Source organism: Bacillus sp. FSL W8-0629 (assembly GCF_038593225.1).
GTDB classification, from domain to species: domain Bacteria; phylum Bacillota; class Bacilli; order Bacillales; family Bacillaceae; genus Bacillus; species Bacillus altitudinis.
The window spans coordinates 164,104-184,379 of the sequence record NZ_CP151975.1; the positions used below are offsets into that span (position 1 = coordinate 164,104).

Annotated in this window: 14 protein-coding genes, 2 tRNA genes and 3 rRNA genes; 11 read left to right on the top strand and 8 right to left on the bottom strand. The window is 44.7% G+C overall.

Going from position 1 to position 20,276, the window contains the following annotated elements; translation table 11 throughout:
- Positions 1–36: 36 nt before the first annotated feature.
- A complete protein-coding gene (locus tag NSQ17_RS00940) occupies positions 37–606 on the bottom strand; it encodes a DUF4825 domain-containing protein (RefSeq protein WP_058337236.1) in 570 nt (189 codons plus the stop codon).
- 147 nt (positions 607–753) lie between these two features.
- On the opposite strand from NSQ17_RS00940, the gene NSQ17_RS00945 reads away from it, so the two are divergent.
- The 3 genes from NSQ17_RS00945 to NSQ17_RS00955 all read left to right on the top strand — a co-directional run bounded on the left by NSQ17_RS00945 (position 754) and on the right by NSQ17_RS00955 (position 3,131).
- Positions 754–1,197 (top strand): YbaK family protein, encoded by a 444-nt coding sequence (locus tag NSQ17_RS00945; protein ID WP_035389125.1) that lies wholly within the window; start codon positions 754–756, stop codon positions 1,195–1,197.
- A gap of 58 nt (positions 1,198–1,255) precedes the next feature.
- Complete coding sequence (cwlD, locus tag NSQ17_RS00950) at positions 1,256–1,969, top strand: N-acetylmuramoyl-L-alanine amidase CwlD (RefSeq protein WP_017359175.1); 714 nt, start codon at positions 1,256–1,258, stop codon at positions 1,967–1,969.
- A 103-nt stretch (positions 1,970–2,072) separates the two neighbouring features.
- Complete coding sequence (locus NSQ17_RS00955) at positions 2,073–3,131, top strand: Mrp/NBP35 family ATP-binding protein (protein WP_159145319.1); 1,059 nt, start codon at positions 2,073–2,075, stop codon at positions 3,129–3,131.
- A 38-nt stretch (positions 3,132–3,169) separates the two neighbouring features.
- On the opposite strand, the gene gerD is transcribed toward NSQ17_RS00955, so the two are convergent.
- Entirely contained in the window at positions 3,170–3,748 is a 579-nt protein-coding gene (gene gerD, locus NSQ17_RS00960) for a spore germination lipoprotein GerD (protein WP_007496366.1), read from the bottom strand.
- Positions 3,749–3,838: 90 nt separating this feature from the next.
- On the opposite strand from gerD, the gene NSQ17_RS00965 reads away from it, so the two are divergent.
- Positions 3,839–4,441: a KinB-signaling pathway activation protein gene (locus NSQ17_RS00965; protein ID WP_008345196.1), complete on the top strand. Its 603-nt coding sequence runs from the start codon at positions 3,839–3,841 to the stop codon at positions 4,439–4,441.
- Here NSQ17_RS00965 and pdaB read toward each other — a convergent pair.
- The gene (gene pdaB, locus NSQ17_RS00970; protein WP_017366469.1) at positions 4,434–5,198 is read right to left on the bottom strand and encodes a polysaccharide deacetylase family sporulation protein PdaB; all 765 of its coding nucleotides are present in this window, start codon (positions 5,196–5,198) and stop codon (positions 4,434–4,436) included. The two genes, NSQ17_RS00965 and pdaB, sit on opposite strands and share 8 nt — an antisense overlap.
- Positions 5,199–5,572: 374 nt before the next feature.
- Here pdaB and NSQ17_RS00975 point away from each other — a divergent pair.
- The 7 genes from NSQ17_RS00975 (at position 5,573) to NSQ17_RS01005 (ending at position 13,432) form a co-directional block, all read left to right on the top strand.
- A 16S ribosomal RNA gene (locus NSQ17_RS00975) occupies positions 5,573–7,121 on the top strand.
- Positions 7,122–7,303: 182 nt separating this feature from the next.
- Positions 7,304–10,234 (top strand): 23S ribosomal RNA (locus NSQ17_RS00980).
- A gap of 61 nt (positions 10,235–10,295) precedes the next feature.
- Positions 10,296–10,411, top strand: a 5S ribosomal RNA gene (rrf, locus tag NSQ17_RS00985).
- Together the 16S, 23S and 5S rRNA genes with 2 tRNA genes alongside form the textbook arrangement of a ribosomal RNA operon.
- 43 nt (positions 10,412–10,454) lie before the next feature.
- Positions 10,455–10,529, top strand: a tRNA-Asn gene (locus NSQ17_RS00990).
- 1 nt (position 10,530) lies between these two features.
- Positions 10,531–10,603: transfer RNA gene (locus tag NSQ17_RS00995), tRNA-Thr, on the top strand.
- A gap of 362 nt (positions 10,604–10,965) precedes the next feature.
- Positions 10,966–12,405: a SulP family inorganic anion transporter gene (locus NSQ17_RS01000; RefSeq protein ID WP_047946085.1), complete on the top strand. Its 1,440-nt coding sequence runs from the start codon at positions 10,966–10,968 to the stop codon at positions 12,403–12,405.
- A 61-nt stretch (positions 12,406–12,466) separates the two neighbouring features.
- Positions 12,467–13,432: a bile acid:sodium symporter family protein gene (locus NSQ17_RS01005; RefSeq protein WP_237562576.1), complete on the top strand. Its 966-nt coding sequence runs from the start codon at positions 12,467–12,469 to the stop codon at positions 13,430–13,432.
- A gap of 38 nt (positions 13,433–13,470) precedes the next feature.
- Here the strand turns inward: NSQ17_RS01005 and NSQ17_RS01010 are convergent, their stop codons facing one another.
- The 5 genes from NSQ17_RS01010 to NSQ17_RS01030 are packed head-to-tail and all read right to left on the bottom strand — an operon-like array spanning position 13,471 to position 20,276.
- Positions 13,471–14,718, bottom strand: a complete 1,248-nt coding sequence (locus tag NSQ17_RS01010; RefSeq protein WP_024719111.1) for a DUF1343 domain-containing protein — start codon at positions 14,716–14,718, stop codon at positions 13,471–13,473.
- Between the two features lie 11 nt (positions 14,719–14,729).
- Positions 14,730–16,649 (bottom strand): glycoside hydrolase family 3 protein, encoded by a 1,920-nt coding sequence (locus tag NSQ17_RS01015; protein WP_039170240.1) that lies wholly within the window; start codon positions 16,647–16,649, stop codon positions 14,730–14,732.
- 13 nt (positions 16,650–16,662) lie between these two features.
- Positions 16,663–18,018 carry a penicillin binding protein PBP4B gene (pbp4b, locus tag NSQ17_RS01020; RefSeq protein WP_342467743.1) on the bottom strand — a complete coding sequence of 452 codons (1,356 nt, stop codon included), beginning with the start codon at positions 18,016–18,018 and terminating at the stop codon, positions 16,663–16,665.
- A 12-nt stretch (positions 18,019–18,030) separates the two neighbouring features.
- Positions 18,031–19,410, bottom strand: coding sequence for a PTS transporter subunit EIIC (locus NSQ17_RS01025; RefSeq protein WP_017358875.1), 1,380 nt, complete (start codon positions 19,408–19,410; stop codon positions 18,031–18,033).
- Positions 19,407–20,276, bottom strand: coding sequence for a MurR/RpiR family transcriptional regulator (locus NSQ17_RS01030; protein ID WP_007498558.1), 870 nt, complete (start codon positions 20,274–20,276; stop codon positions 19,407–19,409). The genes NSQ17_RS01025 and NSQ17_RS01030 overlap by 4 nt, the downstream gene beginning before the upstream one ends.

A 20,276-nucleotide genomic window follows, 5' to 3' on the forward strand; every position in this document is an offset into this window, starting at 1 on the left:
TATCAAAAAACAGAGGGTGACGCCCCTCTGTTTTTATTATTTCTTGATGGGAAACGCTTTGTATACATCTTGACGTTTATCTTTTGACTTCACAACTCCATCAACCAGTTCCTTTTGCCAAAGCGCTGTATCGTCTTTGTACTCTTTAAAAGAGTGAGGCAGCTTTTTTTCTAGCTGTTTTCTTTTAAACGTGACGGATGGCTCGTCTTTAGCGTTCATCTTGAGTGTCACTTGCTCCACATTATCGATAAGAATAAAAAGTGCCAATGCATTATATAAGTAGTTTTTTTCAATGGTATCCTTCTTATCAAACCAAAATGAATCAAATTGTTCTTCTGTATCATTGGTATTTTCTTTCACGCCGTATGTCACTTTTAGCGCTTTTTCATCTACGATTTCATACTCGCGAATCACGTTACCTGGAAGATCTGATAAAATAGCGCCGACTGCTCCATTGTCTCCAATATAAGAATTTTTGTGTTTGGAGAGCTGTTTTAATGATATGTCTTCTATTCCTTTTATGTCGCTCTTCTGCTCGGTCGCTTGACTGCCGCATCCAGATAAGACGACTGTTAGTAGCAACAGGATATACATCCACTTCTTCATGAATTTTGCCCCTTTTCTATTCTTTCTATATATAAATGTTCATTTTATCACAATTTTCCAATCCGTTAGCGCATTGATTTCCATTTACTGAACTGCATGTTTTGTTCAAACCAACGAACAATACAAAGAAAAAAAGGAGTTCAGTCCATGGCAGAAGTTCTTTCATTTTATCAATTGAAAACAAAACGAGATGTCACGCTTGAAAAGAAACTGTTGCGTACATTGTCTCTTCAACAGGTGACGGTCGCTTCCGAGAAATTCACGAGGAAGCTGTTCCCATTTGCAGATGATCCAGCTGGGATTATGAGTGATGGCTGTATCGATTTCGCCATTGAGGCTTTTTTAGCAGGTGGCAGATACGGTGAGTCGAGTAAGTATGGTGAATCATTTGATGATATAAAAAAGCGGTCAGTTCATGAAGAAGATGAGCTGGTTGAGGAGCTAGCAGGGTGTTTGCAATCGTGGGGGAATATGTTCCGAATGGAGCGTAAGATGTCGTGTCTGTATCCATTTGCGAAGGAATTTTTAAGTAAGTGGTGGCAGGAAGGCTTTCGAGAATCAGAAAAAAGGCATAAGCTTCGACTGCACTAAGCATATTTCCAGCCCTTGTCCCATATCTATAAAATAATGGTGTATGGGAGGGACAGGGATGAAAAGAAAGCTGAAATGGACAGGGTTTTTAATCGGGTTTATTGTCCTCTTATTCTTATTCAGATTTCAGTTTCTAAATGATGATTCGTGGAAATCGTGGAACTTGCCTTTGAGCGGCAAGATCATCTATTTAGATCCGGGTCACGGCGGTCCAGATGGCGGTGCTGTTGGCGGCGAGTTGCTCGAAAAAGAGATTGCACTGGATGTGTCCATGAAGATAAGAGACTATTTGCAGGAGCAGGGAGCGCTTGTTCTCATGACCCGGGAAGATGACTCTGATTTATCATCAAAGAATACAAAGGGTTATGCCCGAAAGAAAGCGGAGGATTTGAGAAACCGTGTGAAAGTCATCAATGAATCTGAAGCGGATCTCTATTTAAGCATTCATTTAAATGCGATTCCATCGAACAAATGGAGCGGGGCACAGACGTTCTTTTACGGAAAGTATGAAGAGAATGAAAAAGCAGCGAAGTTCATTCAAGATGAATTGCGAAACAACCTTGAAAACACAGATCGCAAGGCGAAGCGAATCAACGGGATTTATTTAATGCAAAATGTCACGAAGCCAGGAGCGCTTGTCGAAATCGGATTTTTATCGAATCCAAAAGAGGCTGGTCAGCTGGCGACTCCTAAATATCAGGATCAAATTGCTGCTTCGATTTATAAAGGCATTTTAAGATATTTAACAGAGCAAAAAGAGCCGCCTGAATAAGGGGCTTTTTCCTGTTTATCGCAGGCAAAGAGGACAGACATTGTAAGGATATGTATGATATACTTGGATTGTAAACGAATTCAATAAAGGGTGAGGTTCTGCTATGATCGGACAAGATGATGTGAAAAAACTAGTTGGGAAGATGGACGAACCTTTCCTTCATATACCGCTTGGTGAGCTGGATGCCATCAAGGAAATCAGCCTAAAGCCTGAAAAAGAGCATGTGAGCTTAAAAGTGGCGATTGCCAAAACAGGCACTGCTGAGCAGATGAAGCTGCAGCAAGACATCGTACAAGCTTTAAAAGCAGCCGGCGCGAACACTGTAGGACTTCGTTTTGAAGAACTGCCTCAAGAAACTCTTGAAAGGTTTATGCCGTCACAGGATGAGGAAGAAAATTTGCTCAACTCTAAAAATCCACCTGTGTTCTTAGCGATTGCGAGTGGAAAAGGAGGAGTTGGGAAATCAACTGTTTCCGTTAACCTGGCTGTGGCACTGGCTCGTCTAGGGAAAAAAGTGGGACTGATCGATGCTGATATTTACGGCTTTAGCGTACCGGATATGATGGGAATCACCGTCAGACCGACAGTTAAAGGGGAAAAAATTATTCCTGTGGAACGCTTTGGCGTCAAAGTGATTTCAATGGGCTTTTTTGTTGAAGAAAACGCACCGGTCATTTGGAGAGGACCGATGCTTGGTAAAATGCTAAATAACTTCTTCCACGAAGTAGAGTGGGGAGAATTAGATTACTTACTATTAGACCTTCCGCCTGGAACAGGTGATGTGGCACTTGATATTCATACGATGCTTCCGAGCTGTAAAGAAATCATTGTGACGACACCGCATCCAACAGCGGCTTTCGTTGCTGCTAGAGCAGGCGCAATGGCACTGCAAACAGATCACGAGGTGCTAGGGGTCGTTGAGAATATGAGTTACTATGAAAGCAAAAAAACAGGTGAGAAGGAATATGTCTTTGGAAAGGGCGGCGGGGATAAGCTGGCGGAGGAGCTGCGTGTATCAGTTCTTGGTCAAATCCCTTTAAGACAGCCTGATTGGAATGAGGACGATTTTGCACCTTCTGTCTATGATGCGAGTCATCCGACAGGGGAAGTGTATCAACACATTGCCAATAAAGTCATTGAACAATTAACAGTGAAAGCATAATGAAAGCCCGAGTGGACCTTGTGCCACTCGGGTGATGTTTAACTGCCGCTTCCTTGTGAACCGGAATCATTGCTGCTTTCAGAGACTGCTTTTTTTAGCTCATCTTCGAATTTCTTCTTATAGAGAGGGCTGCTTAATGTTTCTGTAATAACTTTCTCTAAGTGCTTTCGGAACTCTTTGCTTTTGACCAGTTCACCGTATTTCTTTTCCATTTCAGGATCCTTGAGAATATCCATCATCATTTGTTGATAGTCAGGGTCCTTCATCAATTGTTTTAACATCTTTTCATGCTGTTGCTGCATGGATTTTGCGAAAGTCTCGGCAAATTTAGAATCCTCAAAGACCTTCTTCCAGAACTCTTTGCCTTTATCAGAAGTCAGTGTTTTCTCTATTGTTTTTTTCACAGTTTGTTCATCCATTACCAAAGCTTCATTCATTGCCTCGTCATTTAATAACTGTTGAATGGCCTTTTTACCGTCATCTGTTTTCAAAATATCGACGACCATTTTTTTCGTTTCGTCATAGTCCATATTAGATGAGGATTGGGTTTTGGGAGCACAAGCTGTTAGAGATAAAAGAAGAAAACAGCTCATTATACGCAAGATGCCTTTTGACATACTGTGGCTCCTTTCGTTACATGTCTTACTTTTAATATGAATGTTTCACATGAATTTATACATAACAAAAATAGGGGTTGGGTCATTTCAATGAAAAGTCGGGATTTAGTTCGTTTTTTCTTCTCTGTGCTGGCTGTTGGAGCGGTCATTACAAGCGTGGTAGGTTTTGCGCTGGAGTGGGGGAAATATCAGAAGCTGTTTGTATCGTTTGAGATTTTAGAGATTGCGTCTGTGTTATTTTGGTTTATTGGTGTGGGGATGATCTTTAGTGTAATCAGTCAGATGGGGTTTGTTGTCTTTTTGACAGTGCACCGGTTTGCGCTGGAGATTTTCAGGTCGCATTCTTTATGGAATACCATTCAGTTATTCCTTGTGATTTTCGTGCTGTTTGATTTAGCTTATTTGCGGTTTTTGTTTTTCGGGGAGAATGAATCATTTCTTCCATACTTGTGGCTGCCTGTTTTTATCGGTGTGTTTGCATTGATTGTGTCTTATTTTAAACAGCAGCAGTCCTCTAAGAAAACATTTATTTCTGCAATGTTTCTCATGGTCGTCATCACGTCGTTAGAATGGTTTCCGGCGCTTAGAGTCAATGAAGAGGACTGGCTGTATTTAATGCTATTCCCACTATTAGGTTGTAATGCGTTTCAGTTATTAGCTATGCCGCGGTTTTCAAAAGCAAAAGCTACTTAACCTCAGTTGACTTTGTTTTTGTATTAGAGATAAGCTCGCCAACCGTGACGTTTCTTAAATTCTTGTCTTTTAAGTGTTTTAAAATGGCTGGTAAGGCTTGAGCGGTTTGGGTGGCTGAATCTGAGGCGTGAAGGAGAATGATGTCTCCGCTTTTCATTCGATCATTTACATTATGAACAATCTGGTCGACGCCCGGGTTCAGCCAATCTTGAGAATTGATGCTGTAATGGACAACGGTATAGCCATACTGTGTTGCAATTTTCAATACCGTTTCATTAAATTGCCCAGTTGGCGGTCTTAATAATTGAATGTCTTCCAGTCCAAGCTTTTGGAATGTATTTTGTGCACGGACAAGATCACGCTTAATTTCGTTTTCTTCAAGCTGGCTATAATTTTTATATGCATAGCCAAGGCTGCCGATTTGATGGCCGTCCTCTTTAATCCTTTTCACAATATCCGGGTGACGCTCAGCCCAAGAAGCAGACAGAAAGAAAGTGGCGTTCTTTATATCGTACTCTCGGAGGACATTTAAAATAGGAACAGCCTTCTCGTCTCCCCAGCCAATATTAAACGTAAGGGATGCGTGTTTTGATGAGGTCTCTCCTTTATAAATTGCTCGGGGTCCTTGTTCTGTTTTAAATACCGACAGCGGCGGTGCCTTTTGTACATAAAAAAAGGTTGCAGCTGCAAGGGCTGCTACAAGAATAATGACTACTTGCTTCAGCCGTTTAATAGGCAACACATATAATCGACTCAATTCAAACACTCCTGCCTTGTCCAAGATTGTTACTTGATTGTATGCAGGACAAGGGTTTAACATGCACGATAAAACTATTTTAAAAAAAGTTCTGAAAAGACGTTGACCAACAGAATGTTTTCGTGATATATTATTAATCGTCGCTGACACACAGTGACAAACACAAACGCTTCGGGAAATAAACTTGAAAAAAGTTGTTGACATAAGATGAAGCGAAATGTTATATTATTAAAGCCGCTAAGAACGGCGAAGATGATCTTTGAAAACTAAACAAGACAAAACGTACCTGTTAATTCGAGTTTTTATAAAAAATCCTATGATACATCATAGGTAGTCAGTCAAACTGGCGAAAAGCAAAACTTCGGTTTTGTACTTTTTCGGAGAGTTTGATCCTGGCTCAGGACGAACGCTGGCGGCGTGCCTAATACATGCAAGTCGAGCGGACAGAAGGGAGCTTGCTCCCGGATGTTAGCGGCGGACGGGTGAGTAACACGTGGGTAACCTGCCTGTAAGACTGGGATAACTCCGGGAAACCGGAGCTAATACCGGATAGTTCCTTGAACCGCATGGTTCAAGGATGAAAGACGGTTTCGGCTGTCACTTACAGATGGACCCGCGGCGCATTAGCTAGTTGGTGAGGTAACGGCTCACCAAGGCGACGATGCGTAGCCGACCTGAGAGGGTGATCGGCCACACTGGGACTGAGACACGGCCCAGACTCCTACGGGAGGCAGCAGTAGGGAATCTTCCGCAATGGACGAAAGTCTGACGGAGCAACGCCGCGTGAGTGATGAAGGTTTTCGGATCGTAAAGCTCTGTTGTTAGGGAAGAACAAGTGCAAGAGTAACTGCTTGCACCTTGACGGTACCTAACCAGAAAGCCACGGCTAACTACGTGCCAGCAGCCGCGGTAATACGTAGGTGGCAAGCGTTGTCCGGAATTATTGGGCGTAAAGGGCTCGCAGGCGGTTTCTTAAGTCTGATGTGAAAGCCCCCGGCTCAACCGGGGAGGGTCATTGGAAACTGGGAAACTTGAGTGCAGAAGAGGAGAGTGGAATTCCACGTGTAGCGGTGAAATGCGTAGAGATGTGGAGGAACACCAGTGGCGAAGGCGACTCTCTGGTCTGTAACTGACGCTGAGGAGCGAAAGCGTGGGGAGCGAACAGGATTAGATACCCTGGTAGTCCACGCCGTAAACGATGAGTGCTAAGTGTTAGGGGGTTTCCGCCCCTTAGTGCTGCAGCTAACGCATTAAGCACTCCGCCTGGGGAGTACGGTCGCAAGACTGAAACTCAAAGGAATTGACGGGGGCCCGCACAAGCGGTGGAGCATGTGGTTTAATTCGAAGCAACGCGAAGAACCTTACCAGGTCTTGACATCCTCTGACAACCCTAGAGATAGGGCTTTCCCTTCGGGGACAGAGTGACAGGTGGTGCATGGTTGTCGTCAGCTCGTGTCGTGAGATGTTGGGTTAAGTCCCGCAACGAGCGCAACCCTTGATCTTAGTTGCCAGCATTCAGTTGGGCACTCTAAGGTGACTGCCGGTGACAAACCGGAGGAAGGTGGGGATGACGTCAAATCATCATGCCCCTTATGACCTGGGCTACACACGTGCTACAATGGACAGAACAAAGGGCTGCGAGACCGCAAGGTTTAGCCAATCCCACAAATCTGTTCTCAGTTCGGATCGCAGTCTGCAACTCGACTGCGTGAAGCTGGAATCGCTAGTAATCGCGGATCAGCATGCCGCGGTGAATACGTTCCCGGGCCTTGTACACACCGCCCGTCACACCACGAGAGTTTGCAACACCCGAAGTCGGTGAGGTAACCTTTATGGAGCCAGCCGCCGAAGGTGGGGCAGATGATTGGGGTGAAGTCGTAACAAGGTAGCCGTATCGGAAGGTGCGGCTGGATCACCTCCTTTCTAAGGATATATGGAGCAGTGTGCGTTTTCGTCTTGTTTAGTTTTGAAGGATCATTCCTTCAAAACATGTCTCTAGCGAGACAGGATTGTTCTTTGAAAACTAGATAACAATAAGTAATACATTCACATTGAATGCAATGCAAAGTTCATCACACATAGTGATTCTTTCTAAAGTAAGAAATGGTTAAGTTAGAAAGGGCGCACGGTGGATGCCTTGGCACTAGGAGCCGATGAAGGACGGGACGAACACCGATATGCTTCGGGGAGCTGTAAGCAAGCTTTGATCCGGAGATTTCCGAATGGGGAAACCCACTGCTCGTAATGGAGTAGTATCCATACTTGAATACATAGAGTATGAGAAGGCATACCCGGGGAACTGAAACATCTAAGTACCCGGAGGAAGAGAAAGCAAATGCGATTCCCTGAGTAGCGGCGAGCGAAACGGGAACAGCCCAAACCAAGAGGCTTGCCTCTTGGGGTTGTAGGACACTCTATACGGAGTTACAAAGGAACGATATAAGCGAAGAGGTCTGGAAAGGCCCGCCAAAGAAGGTAACAGCCCTGTAACTGAAATGTTGTTCTCTCCAGAGTGGATCCTGAGTACGGCGGAACACGTGAAATTCCGTCGGAATCCGGGAGGACCATCTCCCAAGGCTAAATACTCCCTAGTGACCGATAGTGAACCAGTACCGTGAGGGAAAGGTGAAAAGCACCCCGGAAGGGGAGTGAAATAGATCCTGAAACCGTGTGCCTACAAGTAGTCAGAGCCCGTTAACGGGTGATGGCGTGCCTTTTGTAGAATGAACCGGCGAGTTACGATCCCGTGCAAGGTTAAGCAGAAGATGCGGAGCCGCAGCGAAAGCGAGTCTGAATAGGGCGCATGAGTACGTGGTCGTAGACCCGAAACCAGGTGATCTACCCATGTCCAGGGTGAAGTTCAGGTAACACTGAATGGAGGCCCGAACCCACGCACGTTGAAAAGTGCGGGGATGAGGTGTGGGTAGGGGTGAAATGCCAATCGAACCTGGAGATAGCTGGTTCTCTCCGAAATAGCTTTAGGGCTAGCCTCAAGGTAAGAGTCTCGGAGGTAGAGCACTGATTGGACTAGGGGCCCCTACCGGGTTACCGAATTCAGTCAAACTCCGAATGCCGATGACTTATCCTTGGGAGTCAGACTGCGAGTGATAAGATCCGTAGTCGAAAGGGAAACAGCCCAGACCGCCAGCTAAGGTCCCAAAGTATACGTTAAGTGGAAAAGGATGTGGAGTTGCTTAGACAACCAGGATGTTGGCTTAGAAGCAGCCACCATTTAAAGAGTGCGTAATAGCTCACTGGTCGAGTGACTCTGCGCCGAAAATGTACCGGGGCTAAACGTATCACCGAAGCTGCGGACTGTTCTTACGAACAGTGGTAGGAGAGCGTTCTAAGTGCAGTGAAGTCAGACCGGAAGGACTGGTGGAGCGCTTAGAAGTGAGAATGCCGGTATGAGTAGCGAAAGACGGGTGAGAATCCCGTCCACCGAATGCCTAAGGTTTCCTGAGGAAGGCTCGTCCGCTCAGGGTTAGTCGGGACCTAAGCCGAGGCCGAAAGGCGTAGGCGATGGACAACAGGTTGATATTCCTGTACCACCTCCTCACCATTTGAGCAATGGGGGGACGCAGGAGGATAGGGTAAGCGCGGTATTGGATATCCGCGTCCAAGCAGTTAGGCTGGGAAATAGGCAAATCCGTTTCCCGTGAAGGCTGAGCTGTGATGGCGAGCGAAATTTAGTAGCGAAGTTCCTGATTCCACACTGCCAAGAAAAGCCTCTAGCGAGGTGAGAGGTGCCCGTACCGCAAACCGACACAGGTAGGCGAGGAGAGAATCCTAAGGTGATCGAGAGAACTCTCGTTAAGGAACTCGGCAAAATGACCCCGTAACTTCGGGAGAAGGGGTGCTTCTTAGGGTGTTAAAGCCCCGAGAAGCCGCAGTGAATAGGCCCAGGCGACTGTTTAGCAAAAACACAGGTCTCTGCGAAGCCGTAAGGCGAAGTATAGGGGCTGACGCCTGCCCGGTGCTGGAAGGTTAAGAGGAGCGCTTAGCGTAAGCGAAGGTGCGAATTGAAGCCCCAGTAAACGGCGGCCGTAACTATAACGGTCCTAAGGTAGCGAAATTCCTTGTCGGGTAAGTTCCGACCCGCACGAAAGGCGCAACGATCTGGGCACTGTCTCAACGAGAGACTCGGTGAAATTATAGTACCTGTGAAGATGCAGGTTACCCGCGACAGGACGGAAAGACCCCGTGGAGCTTTACTGCAGCCTGATATTGAATGTTGGTACAGCTTGTACAGGATAGGTAGGAGCCTTGGAAACCGGAGCGCTAGCTTCGGTGGAGGCATCGGTGGGATACTACCCTGGCTGTATTGACCTTCTAACCCGCTGCCCTTATCGGGCAGGGAGACAGTGTCAGGTGGGCAGTTTGACTGGGGCGGTCGCCTCCTAAAATGTAACGGAGGCGCCCAAAGGTTCCCTCAGAATGGTTGGAAATCATTCGCAGAGTGTAAAGGCACAAGGGAGCTTGACTGCGAGACCTACAAGTCGAGCAGGGACGAAAGTCGGGCTTAGTGATCCGGTGGTTCCGCATGGAAGGGCCATCGCTCAACGGATAAAAGCTACCCCGGGGATAACAGGCTTATCTCCCCCAAGAGTCCACATCGACGGGGAGGTTTGGCACCTCGATGTCGGCTCATCGCATCCTGGGGCTGTAGTCGGTCCCAAGGGTTGGGCTGTTCGCCCATTAAAGCGGTACGCGAGCTGGGTTCAGAACGTCGTGAGACAGTTCGGTCCCTATCCGTCGCGGGCGCAGGAAATTTGAGAGGAGCTGTCCTTAGTACGAGAGGACCGGGATGGACGCACCGCTGGTGTACCAGTTGTTCTGCCAAGGGCATCGCTGGGTAGCTATGTGCGGACGGGATAAGTGCTGAAAGCATCTAAGCATGAAGCCCCCCTCAAGATGAGATTTCCCATTCCGCAAGGAAGTAAGATCCCTGAAAGATGATCAGGTTGATAGGTCTGAGGTGGAAGCGTGGTGACACGTGGAGCTGACAGATACTAATAGATCGAGGACTTAACCTATATTCTAATGTGAAAAATGAACATTGTTATCTAGTTTTGAGAGAACATTCTCTCCATCAGGTTTGGTGGCGATAGCGAAGAGGTCACACCCGTTCCCATACCGAACACGGAAGTTAAGCTCTTCAGCGCCGATGGTAGTTGGGGGTTTCCCCCTGTGAGAGTAGGACGCCGCCAAGCTTTTTGTTTATATCCTTCCAATGGAAGAAGTTACTTTATCCATTCCGCAGTAGCTCAGTGGTAGAGCTATCGGCTGTTAACCGATCGGTCGTAGGTTCGAGTCCTACCTGCGGAGCCATGCTTCCATAGCTCAGTAGGTAGAGCACTTCCATGGTAAGGAAGAGGTCAGCGGTTCGAGCCCGCTTGGAAGCTTTCCTCTATATGATAATGGTAAATGTTAAGGTTTCTCGTTGATGAGAAGGCTTTTTTTGTTTGTTTTAAAATAAGTTGACGTTTATTGATCTTGGTTCGGCTCATGAAAATAGAAAATGACTCGAGCGATTTTGATGGAAGCTTTGCCTTAGCTTTCTACATACCCCTTCTATTTGTTCTTGATTCTTCGGCGTATTTCTTTTATCCTTACTAAAGTGATGACTTCCTCTCTTACAAAAGACTCTGTACGTTCCTCTTTTTCCCCGAAATTGAATGGTTATTGTTTTTCCCTTTCTGTATCTCCGGTTTTTATTCGCCTTCTTTTTCCTTGTACGGTATGTATATAAAAAGGAGTAGATGGTTTGAAAGATTTATTTGTAAAGCAAGAATGGTTTGGACATGTGCGTCAGGATGTGCTGGCGGGTATTTTAGTGGCCTTGGCTTTGATTCCTGAGGCGATTGCGTTTTCGATTATTGCGGGCGTTGATCCTAAGGTCGGTTTGTATGCTTCGTTTTGTATTGCGATTGTGATTTCGTTTGTTGGTGGACGGCCAGGTATGATCTCTGCCGCTACTGGGGCTATGGCGCTGGTCATGGTCAATTTGATTGCAGATCATGGATTGCAGTATTTGTTCGCAGCTACGATTTTAACAGGCTTGATTCAAATTGTGTTTGGATTGTGCCGTGTTTCTCGTCTGATGAAATTTATTCCGAGGTCTGTGATGGTTGGTTTTGTCAATGCGTTGGCAATTATGATCTTCATGGCACAGCTGCCGCATTTCGTTGGGGAATCCATGGCTATGTATGTCATGACAGGTGGAGCATTGTTGATCATTTATGTATTGCCGATGGTCACAAAAGTTATTCCCTCTCCACTTATTGCAATTATTGTGATGACGATGATTGCTGTATTTGGGCATATTGATGTCAGAACGGTTGGGGACATGGGAGAGCTTCCTAGCTCTTTACCAACTTTTCTTATTCCCAATGTACCGTTTAGCTGGGAAACACTTGCTATCATTTTTCCTTATTCCTTAGCACTTGCGATGGTTGGTTTACTTGAATCTTTATTAACAGCACAGATTGTAGATGATATGACGGAAACGTCTAGTCGTAAAAATAAGGAAGCGAGAGGCCAAGGAATTGCCAATGTGGTGGCAGGATTTTTTGGCGGTATGGCTGGCTGTGCGATGATTGGTCAATCTGTGATTAATACAAAGGCAGGGGGACGAGGCAGGCTTTCTACCTTTGTGGCTGGTGCATTTTTAATGGTATTGATTTTTGTTTTGGGTGATGTGGTTGTTCAAATTCCGATGGCTGCTCTTGTTGCTGTCATGATCATGGTTTCTATTGGTACCTTTGATTGGAGTTCATTCCAGCAGCTAAAAAAGAACCCCAAAACAGATTCTCTTGTGATGCTTGTCACGGTCGTGACGGTGGTGTTCACTCATGATTTATCCAAGGGTGTTTTTGCAGGGGTGCTGCTTAGTGCCGTATTCTTTGTGGCTAAAATATCAAAACTTCATATCACCTCTACAGAAAGCCAAGCTGGTACATGGATTTATCGAATTAAGGGACAAATTTTCTTTGCTTCCGTGACTGAATTGATTCAAGCCTTCCATCATGGAAACGACCTGAAAACGGTTGTGATTGATTTGTCTGAAGCGCGTATATGGGACGAATCAGGTGTGGCCGCAATTGAACGTGTGAAGGAAAAATATCGTACAGCTGGTGTAGAGGTGGACGTAGTTGGAATGGATACGTCTAGTCAAAAACTTATGAAACAAGTGATCGGATCTTAAAGAGACTTTTCTGTTTGTTACAATAGAACAAGGAAGAAAGTGAAGGATGGAGGTGGCCGGCATGCTTGTCCGTTTGAATCAGGTGCTCGGCCGGATGATGCCGCTCATTACGCCTGTCAGCGTGCTACTTGGTGTATTATTGGCGGCGTATTTAAAAGATTTCACCTTTTTGGTGCCTTGGGTGTTTGCTGTGATGACATTTTCAGGGAGCTTGTCATCTACTTTTTCAGCTTTAAAGCATACGGTGATGCATCCATTGCCTTTGATTTTATCGTTTATGATTTTGCATGTGCTGATGCCCCTTTATGCATGGTCGGCGGGGCATTTGATATTTGCAGGTGATGCTATGACGATCACCGGTTTGACGCTTGCGATGGTGATTCCGACAGGTGTGTCTAGTTTAATATGGGCGGCAATGTATAAAGGGAATGTGGGGTTAACGTTATCTATCATATTAATTGATACATTGCTTTCGCCATTGATTGTGCCAGTAAGCTTGTCAATCTTCGTTGGTACACAGGTCCATATGGACATGGTGGCGATCATGAAAGGACTATTCGGTATGGTGGTGCTGCCCTCTATTTTAGGGATGCTCGTTCGTCAGTATGCAAAGCCATCGGTGACAAAAGCAATGAGTCAGACCTTGGCTCCTTTTTCAAAATTAGGCTTGTTTGTTGTCGTATCGATTAACAGTTCTGTTGTCGCCCCATATTTGCGTGAACTGGATGTTGCATTTTTTAGCAAAGCAGCGACTGTCTTTTTCATTGCGATGAGTGGGTATGCTTTTGCGTGGTTGATTGGAAAGGCGATGAAATGTACCCAAGGAGAAATTGTGGCGATTGTGTATACGGGCGGTATGCGGAACATTAGCGCGGGTGCTGTGCTTGCCATTAGCTTTTTCCCGCCTGCTGTTGCTGTTCCTGTTGTGATTGGCATGCTGTTTCAGCAAGTGCTTGCAGCCTTGTTTGGCTTTTTACTTCATCGTTTCGAGCTGAAAGTACCTGCTGTGACTAAGTCTTTATCATGAAAAAACCTCCATCCTTTAAGATGGAGGTTTTTTTGCGATTAATAGATGAGGTATTTCTTCCGTTTCTTTTCGAACGTTTTCAGGTCATGGTGGTATTGTTTCATGATGTGTTTAATGGAAGTGCCTTTATTGATTTCTTCTTTGATCCAGCTATTCCCGATGAGTTTATCAAAGCTGCCTGTTTGTAGGAATTGAAAGTCATTAGGATACAAGTCATGTATTGCTTTGATGATGGATAGACCTGTTTTGACTGCTTCGAATGATTTTCGGTCTGTGACATAAAGCTGTACCCCGTGAGACAAAGTCCCGGCATGTTTTGAAAAGGTAGGGGTAAATGAAACAGGTCTAAATTGAACGCCTTTTAGTTTTAACCCATTTAAATGATCTGCTAGCTCGTTGCTATTGATATATGGAGCGCCAATGAGTTCGAACGGTTTTGTCGTTCCTCTGCCTTCAGAAACGTTTGTGCCTTCGATTAATCCTGTTGCTGGGTAAACAAAGGTACTATCAACGGTCGGCATGTTAGGTGAAGGGAGGACGAACGGCAGCTTCGTGTCATCGAACGTCATGGATCGTTTCCAATGTTTCATTTTGATCACTTTTACATCAGCGTTGATATGAAACTCTTTATTAAACATGTATGCAAGTTCTCCAGTTGTCATCCCATGTCTTAATGGGATGGGATAGAGACCTACAAAAGAGGCGTGTTCTGGCTCTAATACAGGTCCTTCTACTTTTAGCCCGTCTATTGGGTTTGGACGATCTAAGACAACAAATGGAATGTTGTTTTCCTTAGCTGCTTCCATTGCATACGCCATCGTGTAAATATAGGTGTAATAACGAGTACCAACGTCTTGAATATCAAATAGCAGGACATCTACATTTTTGAGCATTTCAGGAGTTGGCTTTCTTGTTTTTCCATAAAGAGAGTAAACAGGCAGGCCTGTTTTTTCGTCAGTATACGATTCGACGCCTTCTCCTGCTTGTGCATCACCGCGGACGCCATGTTCAGGCCCATACAAGGCAGTCAGTTTAATATCGGGGTGTTCAAATAGCAGATCGACACTGCTTTTCATGTTTGCATCAATGCCTGTAGGATTCGTAATAAGCCCTACTTTTTTCCCTTTAAGCCAAGAGAGGTTACTTGAGAGTAATGTTTCGATACCTGTTTTGACTGTTGCTTTTTTTCCTTTTGTATCTGTTCGTTCTGAATCTGCGGGGGAGGCGGCGGTCAATGTGCTGATCATGAGAATGCTAGCGAGTATCAAGCTTGCTGTCTTTTTCAAGAGAATCCCTCCTATTTGATCTGTTTTCCTTTTAAATTGAGTCCATAGCCAAATGGGTAAAGGGTTTGATTAGGATGAGTGACTGATGGGATAGCGACGGGTAATTTCCCTTTAGGTGAGGTCGCTCCAAAAATCACTTCTAGTCCCGCAGGAATATTCGGTTGATTGAATTGTCCGTTTGAGTACCCTTTAAAACCGTACACAGCTAGTAAGGCATCAGCTTCTTCAAAATTTGCCGCATCATAAGGGTTTCTAAGACTCATGATGACCAATTTTTTGTTTTGTGCTGCTGCTTCTTTCATGACAGCACGAGGGAAGGCCGTTGCCCATTTTTTCGGATCCTGTACACCGTCATCAATGACGCCATCATTCACAGCCGGGTCATTTTGGACAACGTAAGAGCCGGTAATGACATAGTCAGCATTTTGAATGAGTTTGGCTGTTTCTTTGGAGAAGCTCTTATCTGCAAATGCGTATGATTGGATTTGCACAGGTTTGATCTTTTTCTGTTTGATCAGAGATTCAATTGTGACGGACATTGCTTTTGTTTGATCTTCGTACGGTGCCATGAGTACGATTTTGTCATTCTTTTTAGGCTTAAAAGGCAAGGTTTTGTCGTTGTTTTTAAGGAGAGTGATTCCTTCACGTGCCATTTTTTGTTCTGCTTTTCGGTGCGACTTTTGACCAACGAGCTGTGTGGCTTTTTTGATTTTCTTCTCAAGGTTTACTGGTTTATTGGCGGAAATGATGCCGCGTTTGATCTTTAATTGAAGGATTTTTTCGACAGATTGATTGATCTGAGATATCGGAATTTCGTTTGTGAGAACTGCTCTTTTTAAAGCATTGAACACATTCTCTAGGTTTTTTTCTGTCTTTAAGGACGTGACAGGTGCTGGCATGAGGGCAATGTCGACGCCTGCTTTAATAGCCATTACCACAGCTTCTTCCTGTCCGAAGTTATCTGCAATCGCTTTCATATTGAGGGCGTCTGTTACAACCACTCCTTGAAAGCCCATGTCTTCTTTTAATAAGTTTGTGATGACTTTTTTTGATAAGGTTGCTGGAACCATAATGTCCTCGCCATCTTTTTTGCTTTTATACGTTGTGTCATCAATGGCTGGGAATTGAACATGAGCGGTCATGACCATATCTGCCCCTGCGTTGATTGCTTGTTGAAATGGATACAGCTCCACCTTTTTAAGACGATCTAGATCATGTTCGACAAGCGGAAGACCGTAGTGACTATCAACAGCTGTATCACCATGTCCCGGGAAATGCTTTAATGTGGAAATGGTCTTTTCCTTTTGAAGTCCTTTCATGGTTTGCAGACCAAGTCTTGTGACAAGTTCAGGGTCAGAGCTAAAGGAACGGACACCGATGACGGGGTTATTCGGGTTATTATTTACATCAAGAACAGGAGAGAAATTTGTATTGATACCTAGAGCGTTTAATTCTTTGCCGATGATTTTTCCAGTGTCATAAGCATTTTTCTTACTTCGAGAGGCACCAATCGACATATTTCCTGGGAAATGTGTTCCCTTTTGTAGTCTTGTGACGATTCCGCCTTCTTGATCAATGGAAATGAGTAAAGGAATGTTGGGTGATGCTTGTTGAAATTCATGTGTGAGTTTGACGGTTTGTTTCGTATCAACGACATTTTCTGCAAATAAGATGACACCACCTAAATGATATTTCTCTACAAGGTAAGAAACTTCTTTATTCATTTTTGTGAAGCCTGTAGGAGCGGATTCACCTTCTGCTTGCCAATTGCGAAAGTCTGGCATGAGCATTTGGCCAATTTTTTCATCCAAGGACATGTCCTGAACCATTTGTTTGGCAGTTGGGAGAGGGGCGGAGCTCACCTTTTCCGTTGGAATGGAAGAGGTGAGCAGGGCCAAAACGAGTGCAGCGGGGAACAGAGCTTTTAACATCGAATTCCTCCTTTTACTTAAAAGATTCGTAGATTGCAGTCATGATGCTTCCATAAGTACCAGTTGGGAAAAGGTCACCTTCAAATTGATTTGGGTTGACTTCAGGTGAAACGACGGGTGAATGTTTTTTATTTGTCAGCAAGACGACGCCTAGATTGTGTTTTGGATCAATCAATGTCATCGTTCCGGTCCAGCCTGTGTGTCCATACGCTTCTTTACTTGCGTATTTCCCAAACATCCATTCCATGTCAGTATTGCCGTTTTTCCGCCAGCCTAGCCCGTAAGTTGGGTTCGTGTCTGATGATTCCGTAAAGAGATCGATAGAAGCTTGGTCAAAGATGGTTGTTTTCCCATAGCCTCCTTTATTGAGCATCAGCTGAAGCAGTACGGCCATATCTGATGTATTAGAGAAAAGTCCAGCATGTCCGGAGACACCTGCCATTGAGTAATAGGCTTTCTCATCGTGGACTTCACCTAGCAAGGTATACCTGCGAATGTTTTCAAAATCGATGACACCATCTCTTGTATTGCCTAGACGCTCGGTTGCTGCAAAATGCTTTGGCTTGAATCCCTTTTTCAGCGGATTGAACATGGTATGTTTTAGACCAAGCGGTCGATAAATCGTCGACTCTACATATTGATCAAGTGGCATACCGGTTTTTTTCTCAATGATCATGCCTAACAGCATGTAATCAATATCACTATAAATATGCTGAGTGCCTGGCTTGTATTGCAGAGGCACCTTTGGCAGCCATTTCATGGTTGTTTGTCTATCTTGAGAGAAAAAAGGGCCCGCTTGCTCTTTGCTATAAAATAAAACACTGGAAGGCAGTCCGGCAGAATGGGTGAGAAGGTCTTTGACTCGAAGCTGATCTTTGCCGGTTACCTTTGCATCTGGTTCATCTTGAAAGTCAGGCAGGATGGTTTGTATTTTTTCATTTACATCTAGTTTTTGTTCATATACTAGCTTTTGCAGGGCATAGTTGGTGGCATACATTTTTGTATTGGATGCCAAATCGAACAGTGTGTTCTTTTTCATTTTCTTATAGAATTTGAGTTCTGTTGTCCCTTTATATTTTTGTCTGTAGCCATAGGTTTTTTGATGGACGATCTGACCATCCTTGATAATGATGAGTGCTGCCCCTGGAAACCCTGCTTTGATATCGTTTTGAATCATGTGATCAACCTTCCTAAGCTGCCTAGAAGAAAAACCTACTTGTTCCGGTCGTTTTGCTTTTTTTAAGACGGGATATTCTTCAGGTGCTGTTTTAGACAAAGACGATACAGGATGGGAGCTAGTTGCAAATGTTTGTACTGGTAACCCTAGGAGCATGAACAGACTTGTGATGATGAGAAAATATTTCTTCAAGAGCTAGACCTCCTATTGCTTATTTTCCTCGAATTCAACAGCCATATCATCATGAAATCCAAATAAGTATGTGAAGATAAATCCAGCGACATATGCAATGAAGAGACCTATTAAGTAAAGCAGCATTTGATGTGTGTGAACGATAAAGGTTAATGGGAGACCTGATACCCCGATTGCTTTAGTGGCGATTTGGAAATAGGCTTGAAATGCTCCGCCGATTCCAGCGCCGAGACAAGCAGTGAGGAAGGGTCTTCCGAGCGGGAGTGTGACACCGAAAATGAGCGGTTCTCCAATTCCAAGCATTCCTGAAGGAAGTCCGCCTGCAATGGCTCTTTTCAGCTTTTTCTTTTTTGTTTTCATATAAATGGCAAAGGCAGCACCGACCTGTCCTGCGCCTCCCATAGCGAGGATTGGCAGAAGTGGGTCATCTCCAATTGAATTAATCAGTTCCATATGAATAGGTGTTAGGCCTTGGTGAAGTCCAGTGACAACAAGAGGAAGGAAGGTCGCACCAAGAACAAATCCGGCAAAAATACCGCCAATGTTTAATAGATAAGTAAGTCCAGAGGTGATGGCATCAGATATAAATCCGCCGACTGGCATGAAGATAACGTACGTGAAAATGCCTGTAATGAGTAGTGTGATGGTTGGTGTGACAATGATATCGAGTGATTGCGGGACGAAGCGTCTGATCCGGGTCTCAACAAGTGCCATAAAAATAGCTGCAAGAAGAACACCGATAAGTCCGCCTCTACCTGGTAGAATATTAGTGCCAAATAACATAATATCAGCGGCAGCTGGGTTAATGATGAGAATACCTGCTAATGCGCCTAATGCAGGAGAGCCACCAAATTCTTTTGCGGCGTTTGTTCCTACTAATATACCGAGATAAGCAAACAAGCCTGAGCCTATAACGGTTAGGATAATCGCAGCTTGAGATTTTTCATCGAGCCAGCCTGCTTGCACGACCGCTTTTGTAATACCCGTTATAAGACCCGATGCAACGAGTGCTGGAATAATGGGAATGAAAATGCTGGCGATCCGCCGTAAGAACAGCTTGAATGGTGTGCGGTTCTTTTGTGAAATAGCTTGTTTGTTTTTCTGTGCTTCGTTGTTTAAGTCATATGAACCTGAGGCATTGAGTAGCTGTTCAAACGCACTTGATACTTGGTTGACAACACCTGTGCCTAAAATGATTTGCAGTGTTTCCGCTTCGACGACGCCAATGACGCCATCGAGTTCTTTGATCGCGGTGGTTTGCACTTTTTCACGATCAATGGGTGTAATTCGAAGACGTGTCATACAATGTGTGTGGGAAGAGATGTTTTCAGAACCACCACAGAGTGAAAGGATGTCTTTCGCCAACTGCTGATATTTTTTTTGATGACTCATGTTGAATCCCCCTTTGTTTTTCGTTTCATGGAGCGGATGGCATGCCTTGTTTTGTCAATATATTGTGCTGTCTGTTCATATTGACGGGAGGCTAAACTGAGGAACAAGACATCGATTAAATAGAGCTGTGCCATTCTAGAGGAAGTGGCAGCACTGCGAAAAGGTGCTTCATTGGAACCGGACGTCGATAGATGAACATCACACAATGCAGAAACGCTTGTATGCCCTGGATGCGTTAAAGCAATGGTTTTCACTTCATTTTCTTTTGCGAGTTGAAGGGCTTGGATGATGTCTAACGTTTCTCCTGAAAAGGATATACCGAACACAATGTCATTCTTTCCAGCATTTGCGATGACCGTAGATGCGATGTGCATGTCAGTAAAGGCTGTAGCTGCATAATTGATTCTGAGAAATTTCTGCTGGGCATCAGCTGCGACGATGCCAGATGCACCCACACCGATAAAATGGATTTGGTTTGCATTCAGCAGCAGTTGAACAGCTTTTTCTAAAGCTTCTACATTTAAAATAGAGGCTGTATCTTTGATCGATTGAATGGTGTTTCCTGCTGTCTTTTGAATAATGGATTGAAGTGGTTCATCTTGTTCGATATCCCGGTAGCCTTGTTTATCAGTGTGCATTAAATCTCCAGCGATCCGCATTTTCAAATCGTGATAGCCATCCAGCCCGAGAGACTTACAGAGGCGGATGACGGCAGAGCTGCTTGCACCGGCAGCCTGACTGATTTCATGCACTGTGCTTTTAATGACTTTGTCAGGATGGGCAAGGATATAGTCTGCAATGATTTTTTCAGATTGGGGAAGCTTTGATTTCATTGTGTGTAGTAGGGTGAGTCCGCCTGCTGACAT